Origin of the sequence: Virgibacillus proomii (assembly GCF_900162615.1) — a bacterium.
Lineage (GTDB): Bacteria > Bacillota > Bacilli > Bacillales > Amphibacillaceae > Virgibacillus > Virgibacillus proomii.
In genome coordinates this window covers 1,628,432-1,647,691 of the sequence record NZ_FUFN01000010.1, presented here as the reverse complement: position 1 = coordinate 1,647,691, position 19,260 = coordinate 1,628,432, and the positions used below count along the sequence as shown (strand labels likewise).

General features: G+C 34.8%; 20 protein-coding genes. 11 read left to right on the top strand and 9 right to left on the bottom strand.

The genetic code is table 11. From position 1 onward, the window contains the following. Positions 1-230 precede the first annotated feature (230 nt). Together BN1066_RS15105 and rnjA are read left to right on the top strand one after the other, a co-directional pair. Positions 231-440 (top strand): DNA-dependent RNA polymerase subunit epsilon, encoded by a 210-nt coding sequence (locus BN1066_RS15105; RefSeq protein WP_077320279.1) that lies wholly within the window; start codon positions 231-233, stop codon positions 438-440. A gap of 3 nt (positions 441-443) precedes the next feature. Beyond that, on the top strand, positions 444-2,111 hold the full coding sequence (gene rnjA, locus BN1066_RS15100) for a ribonuclease J1 (RefSeq protein WP_077320278.1): 1,668 nt from the start codon (positions 444-446) through the stop codon (positions 2,109-2,111). Between the two features lie 39 nt (positions 2,112-2,150). Here the strand turns inward: rnjA and BN1066_RS15095 are convergent, their stop codons facing one another. From BN1066_RS15095 to cbpB, 6 genes are all read right to left on the bottom strand, one after another. Next, positions 2,151-2,816 (bottom strand): potassium channel family protein, encoded by a 666-nt coding sequence (locus tag BN1066_RS15095; protein WP_077320277.1) that lies wholly within the window; start codon positions 2,814-2,816, stop codon positions 2,151-2,153. Positions 2,817-3,832: 1,016 nt separating this feature from the next. Continuing rightward, positions 3,833-4,276 (bottom strand): TlpA family protein disulfide reductase, encoded by a 444-nt coding sequence (locus BN1066_RS15090; protein WP_245799850.1) that lies wholly within the window; start codon positions 4,274-4,276, stop codon positions 3,833-3,835. 105 nt (positions 4,277-4,381) lie between these two features. Beyond that, positions 4,382-4,624: a YkuS family protein gene (locus BN1066_RS15085; protein ID WP_077320275.1), complete on the bottom strand. Its 243-nt coding sequence runs from the start codon at positions 4,622-4,624 to the stop codon at positions 4,382-4,384. A gap of 70 nt (positions 4,625-4,694) precedes the next feature. Then, positions 4,695-5,810, bottom strand: a complete 1,116-nt coding sequence (locus BN1066_RS15080; RefSeq protein WP_077320274.1) for an N-acetyldiaminopimelate deacetylase — start codon at positions 5,808-5,810, stop codon at positions 4,695-4,697. Between the two features lie 13 nt (positions 5,811-5,823). Next, positions 5,824-6,543 carry a 2,3,4,5-tetrahydropyridine-2,6-dicarboxylate N-acetyltransferase gene (gene dapD, locus BN1066_RS15075; RefSeq protein ID WP_077320273.1) on the bottom strand — a complete coding sequence of 240 codons (720 nt, stop codon included), beginning with the start codon at positions 6,541-6,543 and terminating at the stop codon, positions 5,824-5,826. Between the two features lie 824 nt (positions 6,544-7,367). Further along, entirely contained in the window at positions 7,368-7,811 is a 444-nt protein-coding gene (gene cbpB, locus BN1066_RS15070) for a cyclic-di-AMP-binding protein CbpB (protein WP_077320272.1), read from the bottom strand. Positions 7,812-8,012: 201 nt separating this feature from the next. Here cbpB and BN1066_RS15065 point away from each other — a divergent pair, with 201 nt between their 5' ends. From BN1066_RS15065 to BN1066_RS15050, 4 genes are all read left to right on the top strand, one after another. Continuing rightward, on the top strand, positions 8,013-8,315 hold the full coding sequence (locus tag BN1066_RS15065) for an ArsR/SmtB family transcription factor (RefSeq protein ID WP_077320271.1): 303 nt from the start codon (positions 8,013-8,015) through the stop codon (positions 8,313-8,315). A gap of 10 nt (positions 8,316-8,325) precedes the next feature. Beyond that, a complete protein-coding gene (locus BN1066_RS15060) occupies positions 8,326-9,258 on the top strand; it encodes a cation diffusion facilitator family transporter (RefSeq protein ID WP_077320270.1) in 933 nt (310 codons plus the stop codon). Between the two features lie 305 nt (positions 9,259-9,563). Further along, the gene (locus tag BN1066_RS15055; RefSeq protein ID WP_077320269.1) at positions 9,564-10,418 is read left to right on the top strand and encodes a metallophosphoesterase; all 855 of its coding nucleotides are present in this window, start codon (positions 9,564-9,566) and stop codon (positions 10,416-10,418) included. Positions 10,419-10,606: 188 nt separating this feature from the next. After that, entirely contained in the window at positions 10,607-11,080 is a 474-nt protein-coding gene (locus BN1066_RS15050; RefSeq protein WP_077320268.1) for a YkyB family protein, read from the top strand. 256 nt (positions 11,081-11,336) lie between these two features. Here the strand turns inward: BN1066_RS15050 and BN1066_RS15045 are convergent, their stop codons facing one another. Beyond that, entirely contained in the window at positions 11,337-11,663 is a 327-nt protein-coding gene (locus BN1066_RS15045) for a hypothetical protein (protein ID WP_143695852.1), read from the bottom strand. Positions 11,664-12,723: 1,060 nt separating this feature from the next. On the opposite strand from BN1066_RS15045, the gene BN1066_RS21330 reads away from it, so the two are divergent. Further along, a complete protein-coding gene (locus BN1066_RS21330) occupies positions 12,724-12,951 on the top strand; it encodes an EamA family transporter (protein WP_077320265.1) in 228 nt (75 codons plus the stop codon). A gap of 368 nt (positions 12,952-13,319) precedes the next feature. Here BN1066_RS21330 and BN1066_RS15030 read toward each other — a convergent pair whose 3' ends face one another. After that, complete coding sequence (locus tag BN1066_RS15030; RefSeq protein WP_077320264.1) at positions 13,320-13,478, bottom strand: FbpB family small basic protein; 159 nt, start codon at positions 13,476-13,478, stop codon at positions 13,320-13,322. A gap of 116 nt (positions 13,479-13,594) precedes the next feature. Between BN1066_RS15030 and BN1066_RS15025 the strand changes: the two genes are divergently transcribed. Then, the gene (locus BN1066_RS15025) at positions 13,595-14,758 is read left to right on the top strand and encodes an aminotransferase A (protein ID WP_077320263.1); all 1,164 of its coding nucleotides are present in this window, start codon (positions 13,595-13,597) and stop codon (positions 14,756-14,758) included. 20 nt (positions 14,759-14,778) lie between these two features. On the opposite strand, the gene BN1066_RS15020 is transcribed toward BN1066_RS15025, so the two are convergent. Beyond that, a complete protein-coding gene (locus BN1066_RS15020) occupies positions 14,779-14,949 on the bottom strand; it encodes an aspartyl-phosphate phosphatase Spo0E family protein (RefSeq protein WP_077320262.1) in 171 nt (56 codons plus the stop codon). A gap of 380 nt (positions 14,950-15,329) precedes the next feature. On the opposite strand from BN1066_RS15020, the gene lepB reads away from it, so the two are divergent. The 3 genes from lepB to BN1066_RS15005 all read left to right on the top strand — a co-directional run bounded on the left by lepB (position 15,330) and on the right by BN1066_RS15005 (position 18,960). Next, a complete protein-coding gene (gene lepB, locus BN1066_RS15015) occupies positions 15,330-15,854 on the top strand; it encodes a signal peptidase I (protein ID WP_077320261.1) in 525 nt (174 codons plus the stop codon). Between the two features lie 781 nt (positions 15,855-16,635). After that, complete coding sequence (locus tag BN1066_RS15010) at positions 16,636-17,796, top strand: zinc ribbon domain-containing protein (RefSeq protein ID WP_077320260.1); 1,161 nt, start codon at positions 16,636-16,638, stop codon at positions 17,794-17,796. A gap of 30 nt (positions 17,797-17,826) precedes the next feature. Beyond that, positions 17,827-18,960 (top strand): S1C family serine protease, encoded by a 1,134-nt coding sequence (locus BN1066_RS15005; protein ID WP_245799808.1) that lies wholly within the window; start codon positions 17,827-17,829, stop codon positions 18,958-18,960. Positions 18,961-19,260: the final 300 nt, after the last annotated feature.

The following is a 19,260-nucleotide window of genomic DNA, read 5'->3' as shown; positions in this document are numbered from 1 at the left end:
AGGTCAAGGACGTGTACCAACTACTTGTAAAAAAGACTACCATTAATCATCGATATTATTACCCAATCACAATAAAGGTACCATAAATATCGGGAAAAAGACAAAAAATAACGTGATTTGGAAAAATGACGGAGCCGTTTTAATGGTGATTTAAAAAGGTAGGATATTTGTTTAGCAAAAAATCGTGTTCAATTATAGAAATAAAAATGAAACAATCAAGGAGAGATGAGATGATTTATAAAATATTATATCAAGAGCGGGCTGATGAAATTCCTGTTCGAGAAAGAACAAAATGTGCATACGTTGAAGGAGAATCTGTCAGAGAAGTTAGAACAAGAATAAACGAACGCAAGTATAATATTGAATATATTCAAGCACTAGATGAAGCACATTTAGCATATGAAAAACAATCCGAAGATTTTCACGTGGAGAACATCTAACCAATGAAGTTTGTAAAAAATGACCAAGCTGCTGTTTTTGCTCTAGGCGGACTTGGAGAAATTGGTAAAAATACGTATGGTGTTCAATTTCAAGATGAGATCATTTTAATTGATGCAGGGATTAAATTCCCTGAAGATGAATTGCTTGGAATTGATTATGTTATTCCTGACTACACGTATTTAGTGCAAAATCAGGACAAAATCAAAGGATTATTTATTACTCATGGGCATGAAGATCATATTGGAGGCATTCCTTATCTTCTCCGTGAGCTTAATGTGCCAATATATGCTGGTAAACTTGCGATAGGATTAATACGAAACAAATTAGATGAACACGGTCTATTAAGAAATGCTAAATTAATCACCATTGAAGAAGACGATTATATTAAGTTCCGTAAAACCTCGGTCAGCTTTTTCCGAACAACCCATAGCATTCCCGATTCATATGGTATTGTTGTAAAAACTCCACCAGGAAACATTGTTCACACAGGTGACTTTAAATTTGATTTTACACCCGTTGGTGAACCTGCTAACTTAACAAGAATGGCAGAAATTGGCAGTGAGGGAGTACTTTGTCTACTATCAGATAGTACGAATAGTGAAGTTCCCGGGTTTACATTATCAGAAAAAGTGGTTGGAGGTAATATAAAAGATATTTTTAGCAGAGTTGATGGAAGAGTTATCTTTGCTACATTTGCATCAAATATCTATCGACTACAGCAAGTAGTAGAAGCTTCTGTCCAAAATAACCGAAAGATTGCTGTATTTGGCAGAAGCATGGAGTCGGCTATTAATCTGGGACAAGAATTAGGCTATATTCAAGCTCCAAAAGATACGTTTATTGATGCAAATCAAATTAATCGTCTACCTGCTCAAGAAGTAACTATCCTTTGTACCGGATCCCAAGGTGAACCAATGGCTGCTTTATCACGAATTGCTAATGGTACTCATCGACAAATTCAAATCATTCCCGGTGATACAGTTGTATTCTCTTCGTCCCCAATCCCTGGAAATACAATTAGTGTTAGCCGGACGATTAATAAATTATACCGAGCAGGAGCAGACGTTATTCACGGCAAACTTACAAACATCCATACCTCTGGTCATGGTAGTCAAGAAGAACAAAAATTAATGCTACGGTTAATAAAACCAAAGTTCTTTATGCCGATTCATGGAGAATATCGCATGCTAAAAGAACATGTCAAATTGGCGGCTGCTTGTGATGTTGATCCAAATAATTGCTTCGTCATGGACAATGGAGATGTTTTGGCTTTAGGAAAGGATATTGCTACGATTGCTGGAAAAATCCCTTCCGGCTCCATTTATGTTGATGGAAACGGAGTCGGAGATATCGGTAATATCGTGTTACGAGATCGCCGAATCCTTTCTGAGGAAGGTTTAGTGATTGTCGTAGTAAGTATTAATATGAAAGAGTTCAAAGTTTCTGCAGGTCCTGATATTATTTCACGAGGCTTTGTTTATATGAGGGAATCTGAAGACTTGATCAATGAAGCTCAAAAATTAGTATCTGCTCACTTAGAAAAAGTAATGGAACGTAAAACAACTCAATGGTCAGAAATCAAAAATGAAATTACCGATACAATCGCTCCATTTCTTTATGATAAAACAAAGCGCCGCCCGATGATCTTACCAATTATTATGGAAGTATAAAAAACAAACAGCCAGATCCTTTTCTGGCTGTTTGTTTTTTTATTCTTCTATAACTAAATGCTTTTCAAACCGAGAAATATCTTTATCCGCACCTATTACAATTAAAATATCGCCTTCTAAAAAACGATGGTCAGCACTTGGTGAAACATTAATATCTTTTCCATGCTTAATTGCGACAACGTTACAGCCATAATTTGCCCGTATATCCAGTTCCACCAATGTTTTACCAAGCATTTTTTCTCCAACCTTCACTTCTACAATACTATGGTCATCCGAAAGCTCTAAGTAATCTAAAATATTATTGGATATAATACTATGGGCGATTCGTTTTCCCATATCCCTCTCCGGATGTACAACTTGATCGGCCCCAATTTTATTTAAAATTTTAGCGTGGTAATCATTTTGTGCTTTGACGGTTATTTTTTTAATTCCTAACTCGGTTAAAATAACTGTCGTTAAAATACTAGCTTGAATATTATCACCAATTGCAACAATAACATGATCAATATTTTTAATTCCTAACTCTTTAAGAGACACTTCATCCGTTGCATCAGCAATTACTGCATGAGACGCTATATTTTTATATTCATTAATACGATCTTCGTTATTATCAATAGCAAGTACTTCCATTCCTTCCATGCTTAACTCTTTACAAATGCTTCCGCCAAATCTTCCTAAGCCAATTACTGCAAATTCTCGTTTCATGCTGTTTCCTCCATCTTTCTTCTTTGTTCATAACTTATCATCGTCACTTTAGTTCTACTATACTAAATTATGTCTCGTAACAAAAGACTTTTATCCCTTTAATAATCAGCTACTAACTGTACATCAAATCCAGGGTTAACTCTTAGAATATTGAATTAACTTCACTTCCCTATATTACCGATGTTATTGTTTCTTGTACATTATTTTTGAATTAATAAGTATACATTTTTATGAAACTTGACTAGCCTGAAGACTTCGATACCGTAACCTGACAGTAACGCATTTAATACATAATACCTACTGATTTTCACCCTCAACTTTTATACTTTGATTCACTACCCTATTTTACGTAACAAAGCGTCAAGTGCTCGGTCAGTGATTACAATCTGGAACACTTCTGACGAGATAGAATGAAACTTCATTCAAGAGTATTTTTCTCCTGGAAAAAGAACAACGCTTTTTAGACATATATTCTATCGTGATGATACCAGTACCGAATAATTCTTTTTCCATTAAAAAACGGCGACTTTGTTTTGTATTAGTACATCCTAAACCTATTTTGCATGCCACCTTAAAAGTTTAAACCTTTAATCCAAGCTAGGATTTTGCCGGTAAAAAAGGACTGGGACATAAGCAAATACTAAATAGCAAAAACCGAACAATTCATTTATAATTGTTCGGTTTGTTTGTGTTTAGAAAAACTTGGCTTGTCGTCAAGTCTTTAGCGAAAGCCATCGTTTTTCTTATACGATAAAGTGAAACTTCATTCAGTAGGAGTTTTCTTCCATCTCCTACTGAATACCGCAAGGGTATGACCTAAAGGCCCTTAAACGAATCGGCATAACAAAAAAAGCTCTAAAACGACACATTATACGTAGAAAAAGTGTTTTTCTTTTTCTAGGACAAGGAAAGCTCCTTGAATAAACATCGCGGTTTTCCAAGGACGTTGCGATTTAAGCATTTATTCTATTTTCTTTCGTGGAGGAAAAAAGTGCTCCACAAAATGAAGTTTCACTTTACCTAATTAGCCGCCGTATTTGTTTTTCCAGCAACTTTGCATTTACTTTACCTCGCTGAATATAACGTAACTTCCCGGAGTGGTCAAATAAATAATATGCGGGAACAAAATGAATGTTAAAAGCTTTTGATAATGATTCTTCATTATCGATAGCAATCGGTTCGGTTAAATCATTTTCAGCTGCTACGCTACGAATTTCATCCAAATCCAAATCCATATCATCCTCAGATAAAGGGGTATGCACAGAAATTACTTGCAATGTATCAGCATAAGTATCTCGTATTCGCACAAAGCTAGGCATTGCTTTTTTACAAAGTTTACAACTTACTGACCAAAATTGGACACATATTGGTTTGCCACTAATTGTTTCCGTAGTTAATGGTTCCGTATTTAGCCATTCTTTCGCTACACCAAATTCCGGTATTTTTTCATTTAAACGCATCTTCACCCATTCCTCCTGCATCATCCTCTTAGAATTTACTAATACCACTATCTTTATATGATTATTAACATAAAAAGGTTCTTGTAGGAGGAAACAGGTGAATAATCACGATAATTTATGATTTACCATTTGACAAACTTCTTCGGCACTCATACCCTGTGCATTAATTACAGACCCAGCAATTGCTGCTTCTGTGATTCCCATTACATCCTTATCCTGCCCCGAAATAATACAGCAATCACAGTAAGCAGCATCTTCTCCGTTTCGTAAGTCTACTACTTCATGACCCATTTCCATCAACGCTTCTTTTACATTAGCAAGACTTTCTTCCACACCTATTCTCGCCATTCTAATGCCTCCTCTAATTATGTTGTATTACATAGATAGATTCTGCATTAGTATAAAAACTATACACCGGTCATTCAGAAAGCTGAGAAATCATCCGGGTTACAGCATCTAAACCAATAGTTAATGCCTCTTCATCTGGGTTGAGCTGTGCATCGTGAAGACCGAATGGAGAATTAACACCAAGCCAAAACATAAAGCCAGGTATCTCCTTCATAAAATAACCAAAATCTTCACCAGTCATAGCCGCTTCCGCTTGTTTGTATTCTATACCTGAACCGTCCAGAGCCTGTTGAAATTTTTCTACCATATCAGCTTGATTATACACTTGATAATAATTGGCGCCATAATCTACCTCAATAGAGCAATCATAAGCAATTTCAAAACCTTTCATTAGTTTTTCCAATTGCTTTTTTACGATGTGAATTGTCTCTGGATGCTGGGTTCGAATCGTTCCTTCCAGCCGAGCAGTTTCTGCAATAGCATTTTGGACGTAGCCACTCTCCATTTTTCCAACTGTAACAACAGCACTTTCCAACGGATTTATATTTCTGGAAACAATTTGCTGCATTTGAACAATAAAACTGCTCGCAGCAACCGTCATATCTTTGGCTATATGTGGATATGCAGCATGTCCTCCTTTACCAATAAAATCAATAAATAATTCACTCGTATTTGCAAATAGTAAACCTGGTTTACTTGCTACCGTACCAACAGGTAATTCTGGAGCAATATGCAGGGCAAAAATAACATCAGGACGCCAAGTATTAAACTCTTTGGATTGTAACAATGGAAGAGCACCGCCTGGACCTTCTTCCGCTGGTTGAAATATAAACAAACAATCATCTGTAATTGGCTCAGAAATCACGCGTTCTAAAGCACCAAGCGCAATGGTCATATGAAAATCATGTCCACAAGCGTGCATTCTTCCTTCATGCTGTGAAGCGAACGAAAGGTTTGTTTTTTCAGTGATCGGCAATCCATCGATATCAGCTCGGAAGCCAATTATTTTTTTTGGTGCCGTTCCCTTTACAAAGACTAATATTCCCGTCTTCCATAACTGGATCGACACACGTTCCGTTTGCAGTTCTTTTATTTTACTTACCAAGTATTGTTGGGTTTTCGTTTCCTGAAAACCCAATTCCGGTATTTGATGTAAATCTCTGCGGATTTGTTGTAAGTTTAACATATTAATTCCCTACTTAATTATTCAACTTGCGAAGTTCTTGTTTTATTTCAGTTTTCGATTTCGTATTTTCGTCAATCTCCTTTAATACTCTTGCAGGAGTACCTGCTACTAATGTGTTTGGCGCTACATCCTTTGTGACAATTGCTCCGGCAGCAACAATTGCACCTTTACCAATCGTTACCCCTTCTAATACTACAACATTTGCCCCAATAACTACATCGTCTTCAATAATTACCGGTTTTGCTGATGGTGGTTCAATTACACCAGCTAATACAGTACCTGCTCCAATGTGGCAATTTTTCCCAACCGTTGCTCGTCCACCAAGTACAGCATTCATATCTATCATAGTTCCTTCGCCAATAACAGAACCAATGTTAACTACTGCTCCCATCATAATGACGCAGCCATCACCAATCTCTACTTGATCACGAATAATAGCACCCGGTTCAATTCGTGCATTTATTCCTTTTAAATCAAGTAAAGGAATCGCTGAATTACGACGATCATTTTCGATAACGTAATCCGTTATCACATCTTGATGGTCATTTAACAGTCTTTGTACCTCATTCCATTCTCCAAACAAAACACCGCTTTTTGATTCTAAAAAAGCTTGGATGGAATCATCAATCGTTAATTGATCTAATCCTTCTCCCTTTACATACACTTTTACAGGTGTGCTTTTCTTACTATTCGAAATAAAGTTGATAATTTCATTTCCATCCATCATTTTCATTATTCGTTACCTCCCAATTATGTACTATCTTCTAATTTAGCAGATCGCTTTTTTTGTCGCAATAATTAGCTGTTTTTCATTACCCTTTCATATTCTCAGTACTCAGTAAATCCATTTAGCGTATTTTAAAACTGTTGACTTTTTTCATGTCCCCTTCTTGTAACTGAAACTAGCACGTTCTATATGTCAAAGTTAGAGAAGGCTTGACTTTGAGTCGACATACTCACTAATTACGCGTATACGTATTTCAACTGCATCGACTTAACTTATTCACTAAAATTTTTTATACATACTAAACCGGCGATGAAATTCCATTGTGTTATTTTTATCAGACTTTTTGACATCATCTTAAAAACTTCGATTAAGATTCAATTAGAAAAACTTTGCTTGTCGCCAAATCTTTATGGCAAAAGCGATCGTTTTTCTTATACGATAAAGTGAAACTTCATTCCGTGGAATGCTTTTTACACGGAATGTTAGTACCACAAGGGTATGACCTAAAGGCCCTTGAACCAATCGGGTATTTAAGTGCCGTTTTCTCACACTTAGACCTTTTGTATCAACTCAAGATTTTGAAGTGGGAGTCTTACGGCACCTTACATGCGGGATAAAGTGAAACTTCATTCCGTAGGAGTTTTCTTCTACGGAATGTTAGTTGAACCAATCGGGCATTTAGGTGCCATTTTCTCACACTTTGACTCTTTTGTATCAATTCAGGACTTGAAGTGGGAAACTTACGGCACCTTACATGCGGGATAAAGCCTAAAGTTTTATACTTATAATAAAAAAAGAATTTAACCCCTGTAGAGCTACAGGGGATTCGTTTAATCATTTTGTGCATACAAATCTTTTTTTACTTGCTTAAGAATCGCTCTTCTCGTCAAAATCCCATCAAAATATTTATTCTTATCAGCAACACAAACAAACGGATGATTTATAAGCGCATTCAATCCTTGTAATAAGGAATCTTCTTTCATTAGACATGGAATATCCTCATTGAGCACATCTTTTACTACAATATTTGAAAGTCGTTCAAATTCGAAACGTTCTAATCCGAGAATCTGGTTAAGAATCGCAGTTTTTCCAATTGTACCAACTAACTTATACGATGAATCAAGAACAGGCACAGCAGAATAACCCGACTTAACCAATACAAGTAAGGCATGCTCAAGCGGATTATTTACTTGTACATGTGCCACCTTTTCAGAAGGTATCATTATTTCTTCCAATGTTATGCCTGTTAAATATTTCTCTTGTAACATACTCAATCATATCACCCCTTTTTCTTCATGTAGGAGGTTTGCTGTTTACTTTCTCTGTAATATAAGCAAACTTTAGACGGAGAACAGACTAACTTTATTTTACCACAGTAAGGAAATAAGAAAAACGAAACCTATTCATTCCTTGAAATTGATTCTATTTTAAGTTATAATATGAACATATGATCATATAGTATAGGAGAGACGATTATGGATTACCAACCAATTGGTGAACATTTAATTGAACATGTATCGCAAACCTTTAAGGCTTTATCAGACCCGACCCGAATCAAAATATTACATCTGCTTTCTCATAAAGAATACTCTGTAACTGAAATTGCTCAAAAATTAAGCATGCATCAATCGACTATTTCACATCAATTGAAGTATTTAAAACAATTGCGGTTAGTAAAGAATCGCCGTGAAAAAACGACTTACTACTATTCACTAGACGATGATCATGTTATGAATTTATTGAAACAGACGATTGAGCATAGTGAACATACAAAATAGGGGGTAAATTATGTCACATCAACACAATCATAGTCATAGCCATGATCATGGCCGACATCACCATACGACTAGCAATAAAAAAGTACTGTTTTTTAGCTTTTTGTTAATTACCTTTTTTATGATTGTTGAAGCTGTCGGTGGCTTTTTAACAAACAGTCTCGCACTGCTTTCAGATGCCGGACACATGCTCAGCGATGCAGCAGCCCTTGGCTTAAGTCTTCTGGCATTCAAAATCGGTGAACGTCAAGCAACATATTCTAAAACTTACGGTTACCGTCGAGTTGAAATCATTGCTGCCTTCATAAATGGATTGACATTAATTATAATTTCACTTTATATATTTTATGAAGCATTTCAACGGTTTATTGAGCCGCCAAATGTAAGTGCAAGCATGATGATTATCGCCTTCATCGGCTTAGTTGTGAATATCGTTGTCGCATGGATGCTAATGCGCGGCGATTCACAGGAAAACTTAAATATTCGCAGTGCTCTTTTACACGTCCTTGGTGACCTTTTAGGATCAATCGGTGCCATTATTGCAGGTATCCTCATATTGCTATTCGACTGGAATATCGCCGATCCAATTGCGAGTGTTATCGTTGCGCTCCTCATTGTGATTTCTGGAATTAGGGTAACAAAAGATTCGATTCATATTTTAATGGAAGGAAAACCTACTAATATTAACGTTGAAGAAGTAAAAAGCAAATTAATGGAGCTACCAGGAATTGAAGATGTTCACGATTTTCATATTTGGTCAATCACTTCTGAATTTCCGGCTCTAAGCTGTCATTTAGTTGTAGATAATACTGTAGATCGAGATAAAATCCTTATTCAAGCAAATAAACTGTTAAAAAAACACTTCGATATCTCACACAGTACACTGCAAATAGAAGGGATAAACTCGCATATCAAAAACAACTGTAATGACTGTTCTCCTTCCTAATTAAGTTAACTTTGAAAGTGATAACTCTCATGTTCGTCACTTTCTTTTTTATTGTCATTTTTAAAAGCTAAATCATTCCACTAACCAATATAACTAGAAGATACCCTTCTCTTTTGAGCAACTCCAACTTGTTTGCAGCTTCTATTTGTTACTTCAGTTTTCTATACTTTATACTATACGAACAAAGCATTTAACCATCTCTACCATGCTCAAAAGATGATAGTTACAAAAGTAGGGATTCTATTTTATTCTATATTCATGTTATAATTTGATTCTAATTGATTGTTGAGAAAGGTTTGTCAGCCATGAACAGAAGAACATTTCTAAAAAAAGCGGTTGGTAGCTTGCTTGCTTTATTAGGATTAAGTAGTGGAACCTATTATTATGCTAGAGATGTAGAACCAATTCTACTTCATATTAATAAAAATACAATTGCATCGAAAAAAATCACAAACTCGTTTAATAACTTTAAAATCGTGCAGTTTTCTGATACGCATGTCGGATTTCATTATTCACTGCAACAATTAAAAGAATTAGTTCAAAAAATAAATGGATTAGATCCTGATTTAATTGTATTTACAGGTGACCTTGTCGATGAACCACAAAATTTCCATTGGGATTCAAAGATTATTAATGTATTAAAACAGCTTAGCGCTTATCACGGAAAATTTTGGATATACGGAAACCATGATCACGGCGGTTATGGTACAGAGGTTGTTAATGATGTAATGAAAAAAGCCGGTTTTCAATTATTACAAAACAACCATACTACCATTGAAATCGCGAATGAAGAAATAGTAATAGCAGGAATCGATGATGTTATGTTAGGAAAACCAGACTTAGATGCTGCATTAGTTAATGCGAATCCTAATCTCTTTACTATTCTCTTAGCACATGAGCCAGACTTTGCAGATATCGCCAAAAAATACCCTATTGATGTACAATTATCCGGGCACAGCCATGGGGGACAAATTAGATTTCCATTGATTGGACATTTATATAGCCCTGCTTATGCTAAAAAGTATGTACAAGGAAAATATAGCTTGAATAATGATAAATTCCTGTTATTTGTGAATAGTGGTATTGGTACAACCAGAGCTCCATTTCGTTTTCTTTGTAAACCTGAAATACATGAATATTCATTAAAGTCCCTTTCTTAAAGTAAAAATAACTTCGGTTCACCTTAAGCTAACTGGATCAATTACACCTTATTATTTTCAAGTTGCATTTTAAAGCAAGCTTAAAATCAATTATTTTTGATTACTTTTTAATATCCCTTGCAAGCTAAACTGCTTTACGATAGGATGTATACAAGCATGATTACATTTTTTTAGGAGGAGCAAATACAATGACTGAACAAGATAACTTAGATGAAATTGCAAAAGCACTTTATACAATAAATCGCCACGCTAAAACTGCTCCTGACCCAAAACATTTATACTTTATAAAAAAAGAAGCCATTAATAGACTTCTCAAAGAAAAACATGCCACAAAGGTAGGACTTCATTTTTCCAAACAACCAAAATTTAGTAATCAATACTCTACTTTACTAGTACGTGTTGCCGGTTATTATTTTCATATACCACCAACTAAAGAAGACTTTAAGAAATTACAACATTTAGGAGAATTAGACGAGAGTTACCGTAACCCGCAAGCTAAAATGTCCTTATCCAGAGCAAAAAAAGTGATTTATCAGTACATGAAATGGAAAGGAAAAAAATCAACACCTAAAAACAATTGGAAAAGGAGTACGTCTACTTACTTTACACCATCTTCGCTTGGTAAAATGGAATGGCCGCCTACCAAATCGCATCGAAGCTAAAAACACCTGTTAACTTTCAAAGTGATCTTAGAAAAGCAAGTACCGTACTTAAGTAAGTTGAAGTCAGAGAGAATTGTCGTTTCTTTTATTCATTCTCCTTATATTATAGAAATAGTTGAATTAGTAGCTGCTGGCTACTCTAGTTGTACTTTTAAGACTCATATTGACTTTTGCACCATTTTTTTATGTGTTCTTAACAACTAAACGGTATAAAATATATGTTTACTAAACTAATAACTATAGGATTACTGGCTTATTATTTATTTAACCAACGTCTTATTGTTGCTCCAATAATCAATAGACAACCAAAAAAAGCTAATGATTGCATAATTAGAGGAAATGAATAAAAGAATCCTTGATTAAGTCCGCCATTTAATAAACTAAGCCCGAAATAAATTGTAAAAATAAAAAAGCTAATGAATAAATAAGATAAGAGCATAAATGAACGTCGTTGTACAATCCAGCGAATAAATGAACGAACCATACTATATATTACACTTATTCCAAAGATCAAAAATAATAAATACCAATACTTTTGGTCCATTTCCCATAGACTGATGCTTCCAATCCACCATGTCATCAATTTCAATAACTCCCATCGTATCCAATCTTATTATTTTAGCTTCATACCATTTTTACCATTTTATCCCTTAAATATACGTAACTCACGCTATTAAGCGTAACAGGAACTTTCTTTTACTATATTCTTCATCCTCTCCAATAAAGAAAATAAACCAGCTAGAAGCGCTCGGTTAGCGTCGTATAAACAGCAGTTCTTCTGATAGTGAACCTTCATTCAAGGAGCTCTTTTCTCCTTGAAAAAATCGCGATGCTATTCAGGAAGTCTTACTTGATCCTATCGCCCGAACGAATCGGGAATTTAGGAGACGTTTCTCTCATAAAGCCCGCAAAATAATACAGACTTTTCAAAGGCGAGAAATATGGTTGCTTACATTCAAGATAAAGAAAACATACCCGCACAAAAAATGTTCACTATGCAAAACGGATATAATTTCCTATTCAACAAAAATTTTTTCATCTATGTTCATTAGGAAAGCAGTTAGTTGTTAAATACTGGAAATTTCTATGAAAGTACGGATATGCCAGGAAGTTAAAGAGAACGGAGCAGTATAAATGAGAAAGAGCGACACTTATTGAAGAAAGCGTATCTTAATGCTCGGAGCTTCATTATGGGGAACGATTAGTTGGTATGTAAGACACCTCTATGAATTTGGTTTCACTCCAATGGAAATCGTTATTTTACAAGTATGGACGGGCCGCTTTTTTATTACTAGCTTATTTAATTATTTTTACTCAACAAAAAATAAAGCTTCGGCGTTTAAAGATATCCGTTATTTTATTGGGACGGGCACTTTTAGTATTTTTTTAAATTTCTGTGTATTTACTGCCATTGCAACTTAGTGATATCCGGTAGCTAGCTGCATTATTATATACTAATCTGGCATTGGATTCTTTCTTTTTTACTGTTTAAGGAGCCATTGACAAAAAGAAAACTTATTGCATTGATACTAACATTTGTTAGTATATGCTTAGTTGTCGGAATCTTCCCATTAAATATCGGTTTTGTATCTAAAAAGCCATATTATTTGGTTTGGAAGCAGGCTTAGGTTACTCACTATAGTATTTTTAGTAAACTTGCATTAAGAACGTATTCAACACTTAGCGTTACAACATTTACTTTTATTACGGCAGCAATTGCTTTGTCTCCATTTTTCCCGTATGCAGAAAAAGGAGCGCTACTGATTAATCCGCTTGTATTATTTTATGCCCTTGGACTTGGATTTTTACCAACTGCTTTCGCTTATATTTATACATATGTCAAACAGAAGCATCCAAGGCATCGATTCTAACAACCATTGAGTCGATTGTCACCACATTGATTGGTGTTTGCGTTTCAAGAGAACTTTACTATATTGCAATTTAGGTATGTCCTATATTGTAGCTGCTGTTTTATGTAATTAAACACTCTCCTTCGAACAAGGTTCATATACATCAATCTGCTTAAAATATGCTATAGTTTGTTTAAAATTAATTTTAATAACTCAACAGCATCGGAAACTTGCAAATGATTCCTGCTAACGCAAACAACAGGAGTCCCAATTATTTTACCCTCCTGTTGTTCCTGTCCAACTTTTCAGATGTTGTTAAGGGCATATGTGCACTACCCTTACTGTTGTCATGTACAATCATCAGTACATGATTGAACTTAACTTTCATTTTAGATGTTAACTTCTTTTTTTGCTTGTTTCTTTTCTATAAGTTCCATTTTCCTTTTTTCTAATTTTCTTTCAATTCTTGAAATACTATTTTCATCTTCAAGCAATTCTTGTTTATTTTGCTTTACTAGTTGCTCAAAGCTTAACGTTTTAGGTCGCATATGATACACTCCTTTTATACTTGTATCTTAAGTATACCGTATATTTGTATATGATATATCACAAATTTTTAAATATTTTTTAACAATTTTATCAATTAATAATTGGAGGTCATTTTATGCAACACTTATTGAATAAACATGTATTATCAATTGAAATTTCTGGGATTCGTAAATTTTTTAATTTGGTGGCTGATGAAGAGGACATTGTGTCTTTAACAATTGGACAACCAGACTTTCATACTCCTGAACATATTAAAGAGGCAGCTGTTCAAGCAATCTATGACAATAAAACAACTTATACACATAATGCTGGTCTACTTGACTTACGAAAAGCTATTTCTCGCTTCTATGAAAAAAGCTATCATGTATCTTATCATCCAGAAAACGAAGTGATCGTAACTACAGGTGCTTCACAGGCTATTGATATAACGTTTCGCACTATATTAAATCCTGGTGATGAAGTGTTACTCCCTGCTCCTATCTACCCGGGATATGAACCATTAATACGGCTAGCAGGAGCTAAACCTGTACATATGGATACGACCAAAACAAATTTAAAGTTGACAAAGGAGACACTTCTCCAATATATTACACCCAAAACAAAGTGTCTAGTGCTTCCTTATCCATCTAATCCAACCGGAATGTCATTTACTAAAGAGGAATTAGCCACACTAGTGGATGTATTAAAAGGTAAGTCTATCTTTATATTAGCTGATGAAATTTATAGCCAGCTTGTATATGACCAAGCTCACACTTCTATCGCTAGCTTTCCTGATATGAAGGAAAAAACTATTGTTATTAATGGTGTATCAAAATCTCATTCCATGACTGGTTTTCGGATTGGCTATGCTTTAGCCCCTCAATGGCTATCTAGACAAATGCTTAAAGTACATCAATATAATGTATCCTGCGCAACATCAATTAGCCAATATGCTGCATTAGAAGCACTAACAAACGGCCTAGAAGATACAAAGTTAATGCGAGAAGCTTATCAGAAACGTAGAGATTATGTCCTTAAACGGTTACAAGCAATGGGACTAGCTTGCCTCAAACCTGAAGGAGCCTTTTATATGTTCCCTCGCTTTCCTTTAAAAGAAAAGACTTCATTCCAGCTCGGATTGGATCTTGTTCGAAAAAACAGGGTTGCATTAGTACCTGGAGATAGTTTTTCAAGTTTGGGAGAAGGATATATGCGATTATCCTACGCTTATGATCAAGCCACATTAGCATTGGGTCTTGATCGCTTAGAAGAATATTTAAAAAATCATTTGCTAAACTAAATAAAACAGCATTAAAAAATTTATTTCTTTGTTTCATGCTGCTTTATATTTTCATATAAATTTAAAAGTCTGTCCAATTCTTGACTAATTTTAATGGACTCTAAATTTGTAAATCCTTTTTCTAAAGCGACCATCGTCATTTTATTGCGTAGAAATTCAATACGTTTTAGAAGATTGTCTGTTGTAGTCATTTTATTGAAAGTATACCTCCTTATGCATGGTTGGGCTGGAGCCCCTTACGCAAATGATTACAGGTATATAGGTATAATTAATTATGAATTCGATTAGTGCAATTAGCCCATATCGAAACCATACGTCCGGGATTGCTGGACATGATCACTTTTTTCATATGTAATCAACTACATTACAGTGTTGTTTGTAGCTACAATGGAACAGGGGCTGACAAATAAAACAAACAGAATACTGTTACTTTAGATTAATGTAGCACAGCGTGACAGAAACTGACAAGCTTTTTTATCTATCCTTGCGTTCCTATAGGTTTTAAGGCTCGATTAGTTTCTTGCTGTGTGCTACTATAATAATGAAATGTTATTTGGAAAGGATGTCTTCGGTGTCAGAATCAAAAAAGAAAAATGAATGGTTGGAATGGGTAAAAGCATTAATTATTGCTATCTTGATTGCTTTCTTTTTAAAGACGTTCATCTTTGCAACTTCCATAGTTGAAGGTGAAAGTATGGACCCCACGCTTCAAGACGGAGAAAGGGTTATCTTTAATAAGATCATTTATATCATTGATGAGCCAGAGCGCGGAGACATTGTTATTATTGAAAAACCGTATAAAAATTATGTGAAACGAGTAATTGGACTACCCGGAGAAACCATTGAGATTAATAGTGGTAATTTATATATAAATGGGGAGCAATATGAACAAACATTTCTTGATGAGGATGCCCAACGACAAACTGGTAATTTTGGCCCGCAAAAAATACCAGAAGGAAGCTATTTTGTAATGGGAGATAATCGTGCAATTAGCAAAGACAGCCGTAATGGACTGGGGTTTATTGAAGAAAATGAAATTATTGGACGTTCTGAATTTGTTATTTTTCCATTCGACCAATGGACACTGACTAGATAAAGTAAACTTTATTCCTCACTTAGATCTTGCATAATTTATCCAATACTATGGGAATCCAAACAAGGTCAGACTTTGTCTGGCCTTGTTTGGATTTACTCGTCTATTTTTCTCTATCAAAAATACAATAGCCAATATTTAACAAAATAATCCCAAAACAAAGTACCCCAAATGCTATCTCCCACATAAACTGCACCCCCTCTAAGAAACCAATCGTGTTGATACTTTTTATGATAAGTATTTCTTTATATATCATACCAATTTCTGATCGCCGAGAAAAGCTAAAGTATGCTAAAATAAAGTGAAACTTTATTCCGTAGGAGTTTTCCTTTATTTTCCACTGATAAAAGTGGAACAAAGGCTAACATCGCAGGCGTCCTTGAAAAACTGCAATGCGTCGATACGCCGCTTTCCATGTCCTTGAAAAATCGCGATGTAGTGCTGTCGAAGCATAGCCTATCCTGTTAAAACCCTTTGTGATTCGACATCCGGTCGACCCGAACGATCGGGAATTTAGGTGCCCTTATCTCCCACTTAGACCCTTTGCACGAACTCAGGTCTTGAAGTGGGAAACTTACGCCACCTTACATGCGGGATAAATTGAAACTTTCTTTGTTAGAAGTTTAACATGTTTTTCTCTTATTGAAATAATGATCGACTAACTGCACGTAACTATATATTATTTTTCATTATGGATTGCGTTATAGGGATTGTTCAAACATTTTTTTGAACACAAATGTACACATGTACGTATAACTTAAATTTTATCAAGCAGGTGATTACTATGCTCTATTGTCCTTATTGTGGGACACAAACAAAAGAGGATGAGCACTATTGTGTAAAATGTGGTAAATATCTTCCTGAAGATCGATATAATCGAATTAATAATAAATCTCCATGGATAAAACGTTGGAAATTACCATTATTATCAAGTGTTATCGTTTTACTTTCTTTCCTTTCTACGTATATCATACTGGAAATCAACACCGCAAAAGCCAAGGATCTATATATTGAAGGTGAAGAAAAGGTCTTGAAACAAGATTATCAAACAGCTAAAACTTTATTTCAAGAAGCGTTGGATCATAAAAGTAATTTCTATCAAGCGCAAAACTCATTGGATTTTATGGATACTGCGTTATCTATTCAAGCCGTTATAAAAGAAGCTACAACACTCATGGAAAAGAAACAGTTTCAACAAGCATTAACGATGCTTAACAAACCCGAACAGAAATTAAAAAATTTTAATGGCGAAGCTGTAAATCAAATTATTGAATTAATTACAAAAAAACGCAATACTATTAAACTAAATCAGATTAAGTATGAATTAGAAAAAAAGCCTAATATTGATAAACTGAAGCTGTTATTGTGGGAAGCAGCATCCATCGAAACAGGTGAAGCATCAACAATTACAGAAAATATCCGAAACCAAATTATTAGTTTCGTATTTACTAAGGCAAGTGAACAGCTGAATAATAAACAATTCAACGATGCACAATTGATTGTGAAAGATGGATTGAAATATGCACCAGAGTCAGAAAAATTATTAAGCTTACAAACTACAATTGATAAAGAAAAGATAGCCTTTGAAACAGCACAGCAAAATAGGATCGAACAAGCTATGTCAACTGCAAGTCAAGAGCAACAAGCAAATAAATCAAATGCGATAATCTTAAAAAACATCGACCTTACTAACGATGATCAGGGAAATCTAGTTGTTAAAGGTCAGGTGCAAAATAAGGCCGCGATCCCAATTAACTCGATAGTGGTGAAATATGCTATTTTAACTAAAAAGGGGAAAGAGATATTAACAAATGAGGTCTATATCTATCCAGATGAATTATATCCCAATGAAAAAGGGAAATTTGAATTCACCCATTATGACCTGGATGAAAAGTATATGAATCTAAAAGCTGAAGTCAAGGCAATAACATGGTATACAGAGTAATAAAGCTATTACTAATGAGGTGAACATCACGTGAACAAAAATAAATATGCTGCCATCATTCTATCAGCTGCTATTCTTATGATTGGTTTCACTGTAATTGTTTATTTGTTTCAACAATCAAAACACGAAAATATTGTAATTAGTAATCCTGTTATTAATAAAATTACAAATACAAAGGAACTTGATTTAAAATCGATTATTCATGAAGCCGAAAAGAATGTGATACAAATCGAAGGGCAAACGAAAGACAGTACAACGACAGGCTCCGGGTTTCTGTATAACAAAAAAGGCGACATTATTACCAATGCACATGTAATTAAAGGTTCGGATGTCATTTATGTTAGAACTGCTGATGCAAAAGTTTACCCAGCAGCAGTTGTAGGTATTGGCGAGGAGACAGATATTGCTGTTATCCGTGTACCTCAACTTGCAGGAGAATTTCTAACAGTAGAAAAAGAAAAAACACCAGAAGTAGGAGATGAAGTAATGGCGCTGGGAAGTCCGCATGGTTTCCAAAACACGGTAACCTTAGGGATTATTTCTGGTAAAGAACGTGATTTTGCTGTTGATGGCTTTAACTATAATAATGCTTTTCAAATCTCTGCACAAATTGCTGAAGGAAATAGTGGTGGACCTTTAATTGACCGAAACAGCGGTAATGTTATAGGTGTAAACTCAGTTGGAACCAAGGATGGGACAATTGGATTTAGTATTCCAATTAAAGATGTAATTAAACAAATTGAAATATGGTCTAATAAAGCACAAACAGATGAATTAGATTTTGCCAGTACTTCAGATATTATTAGTACCAAAGACCCGAAAGAGCTAAAACAAGATGCAGAATATTTAATCTCCTACTTTCTCGACAGTATTGAGTTAAGAGATTATGTTAATGCCTATACACTTCTAAGCAGCGAAATGCTTTCAAAAACCTCATATGCTGAATTTCGAGATCGTTACATTGATTTTATTAAAATAAACGATGAAAAGCCAAAGAGCATGGCGACAGACAGTAATCAGGTAAAAACGACATTAAAAGTAACCATCGAAACACGTTCTAAAAAGGAAGAAAAGCCAAGTAAAACCACATATAATTATACGTTTATAACAAAATATGAAAACGACCAATTAAAGATCTTTAGCATTGCGGCAGAGAAATTGTAAATTGACATTTAACTGTATTGTAACAACCTGAGGGGTTTTTCCCCTCTTTTTTTGAATTGTATTAGAACCTATATCCGTTTCTCATGGACATATTTTTTGAAAATCTTCTAGCTTATGTGATCAAGCTCTAGAAACTTCCCTCCTTTCCTACGATAAGTCAATATTAGTTCGAACCTAAAGGAAAGCCGACTAAAAGCCTCGGCATCATGCATACCCCTGTTGTAAAGGCATGTTTCTTTTATCCCGAATGTAAGGATCCGTATTTTTCTCATTCCAAGAAATGAAGTTTCACTTTATCCC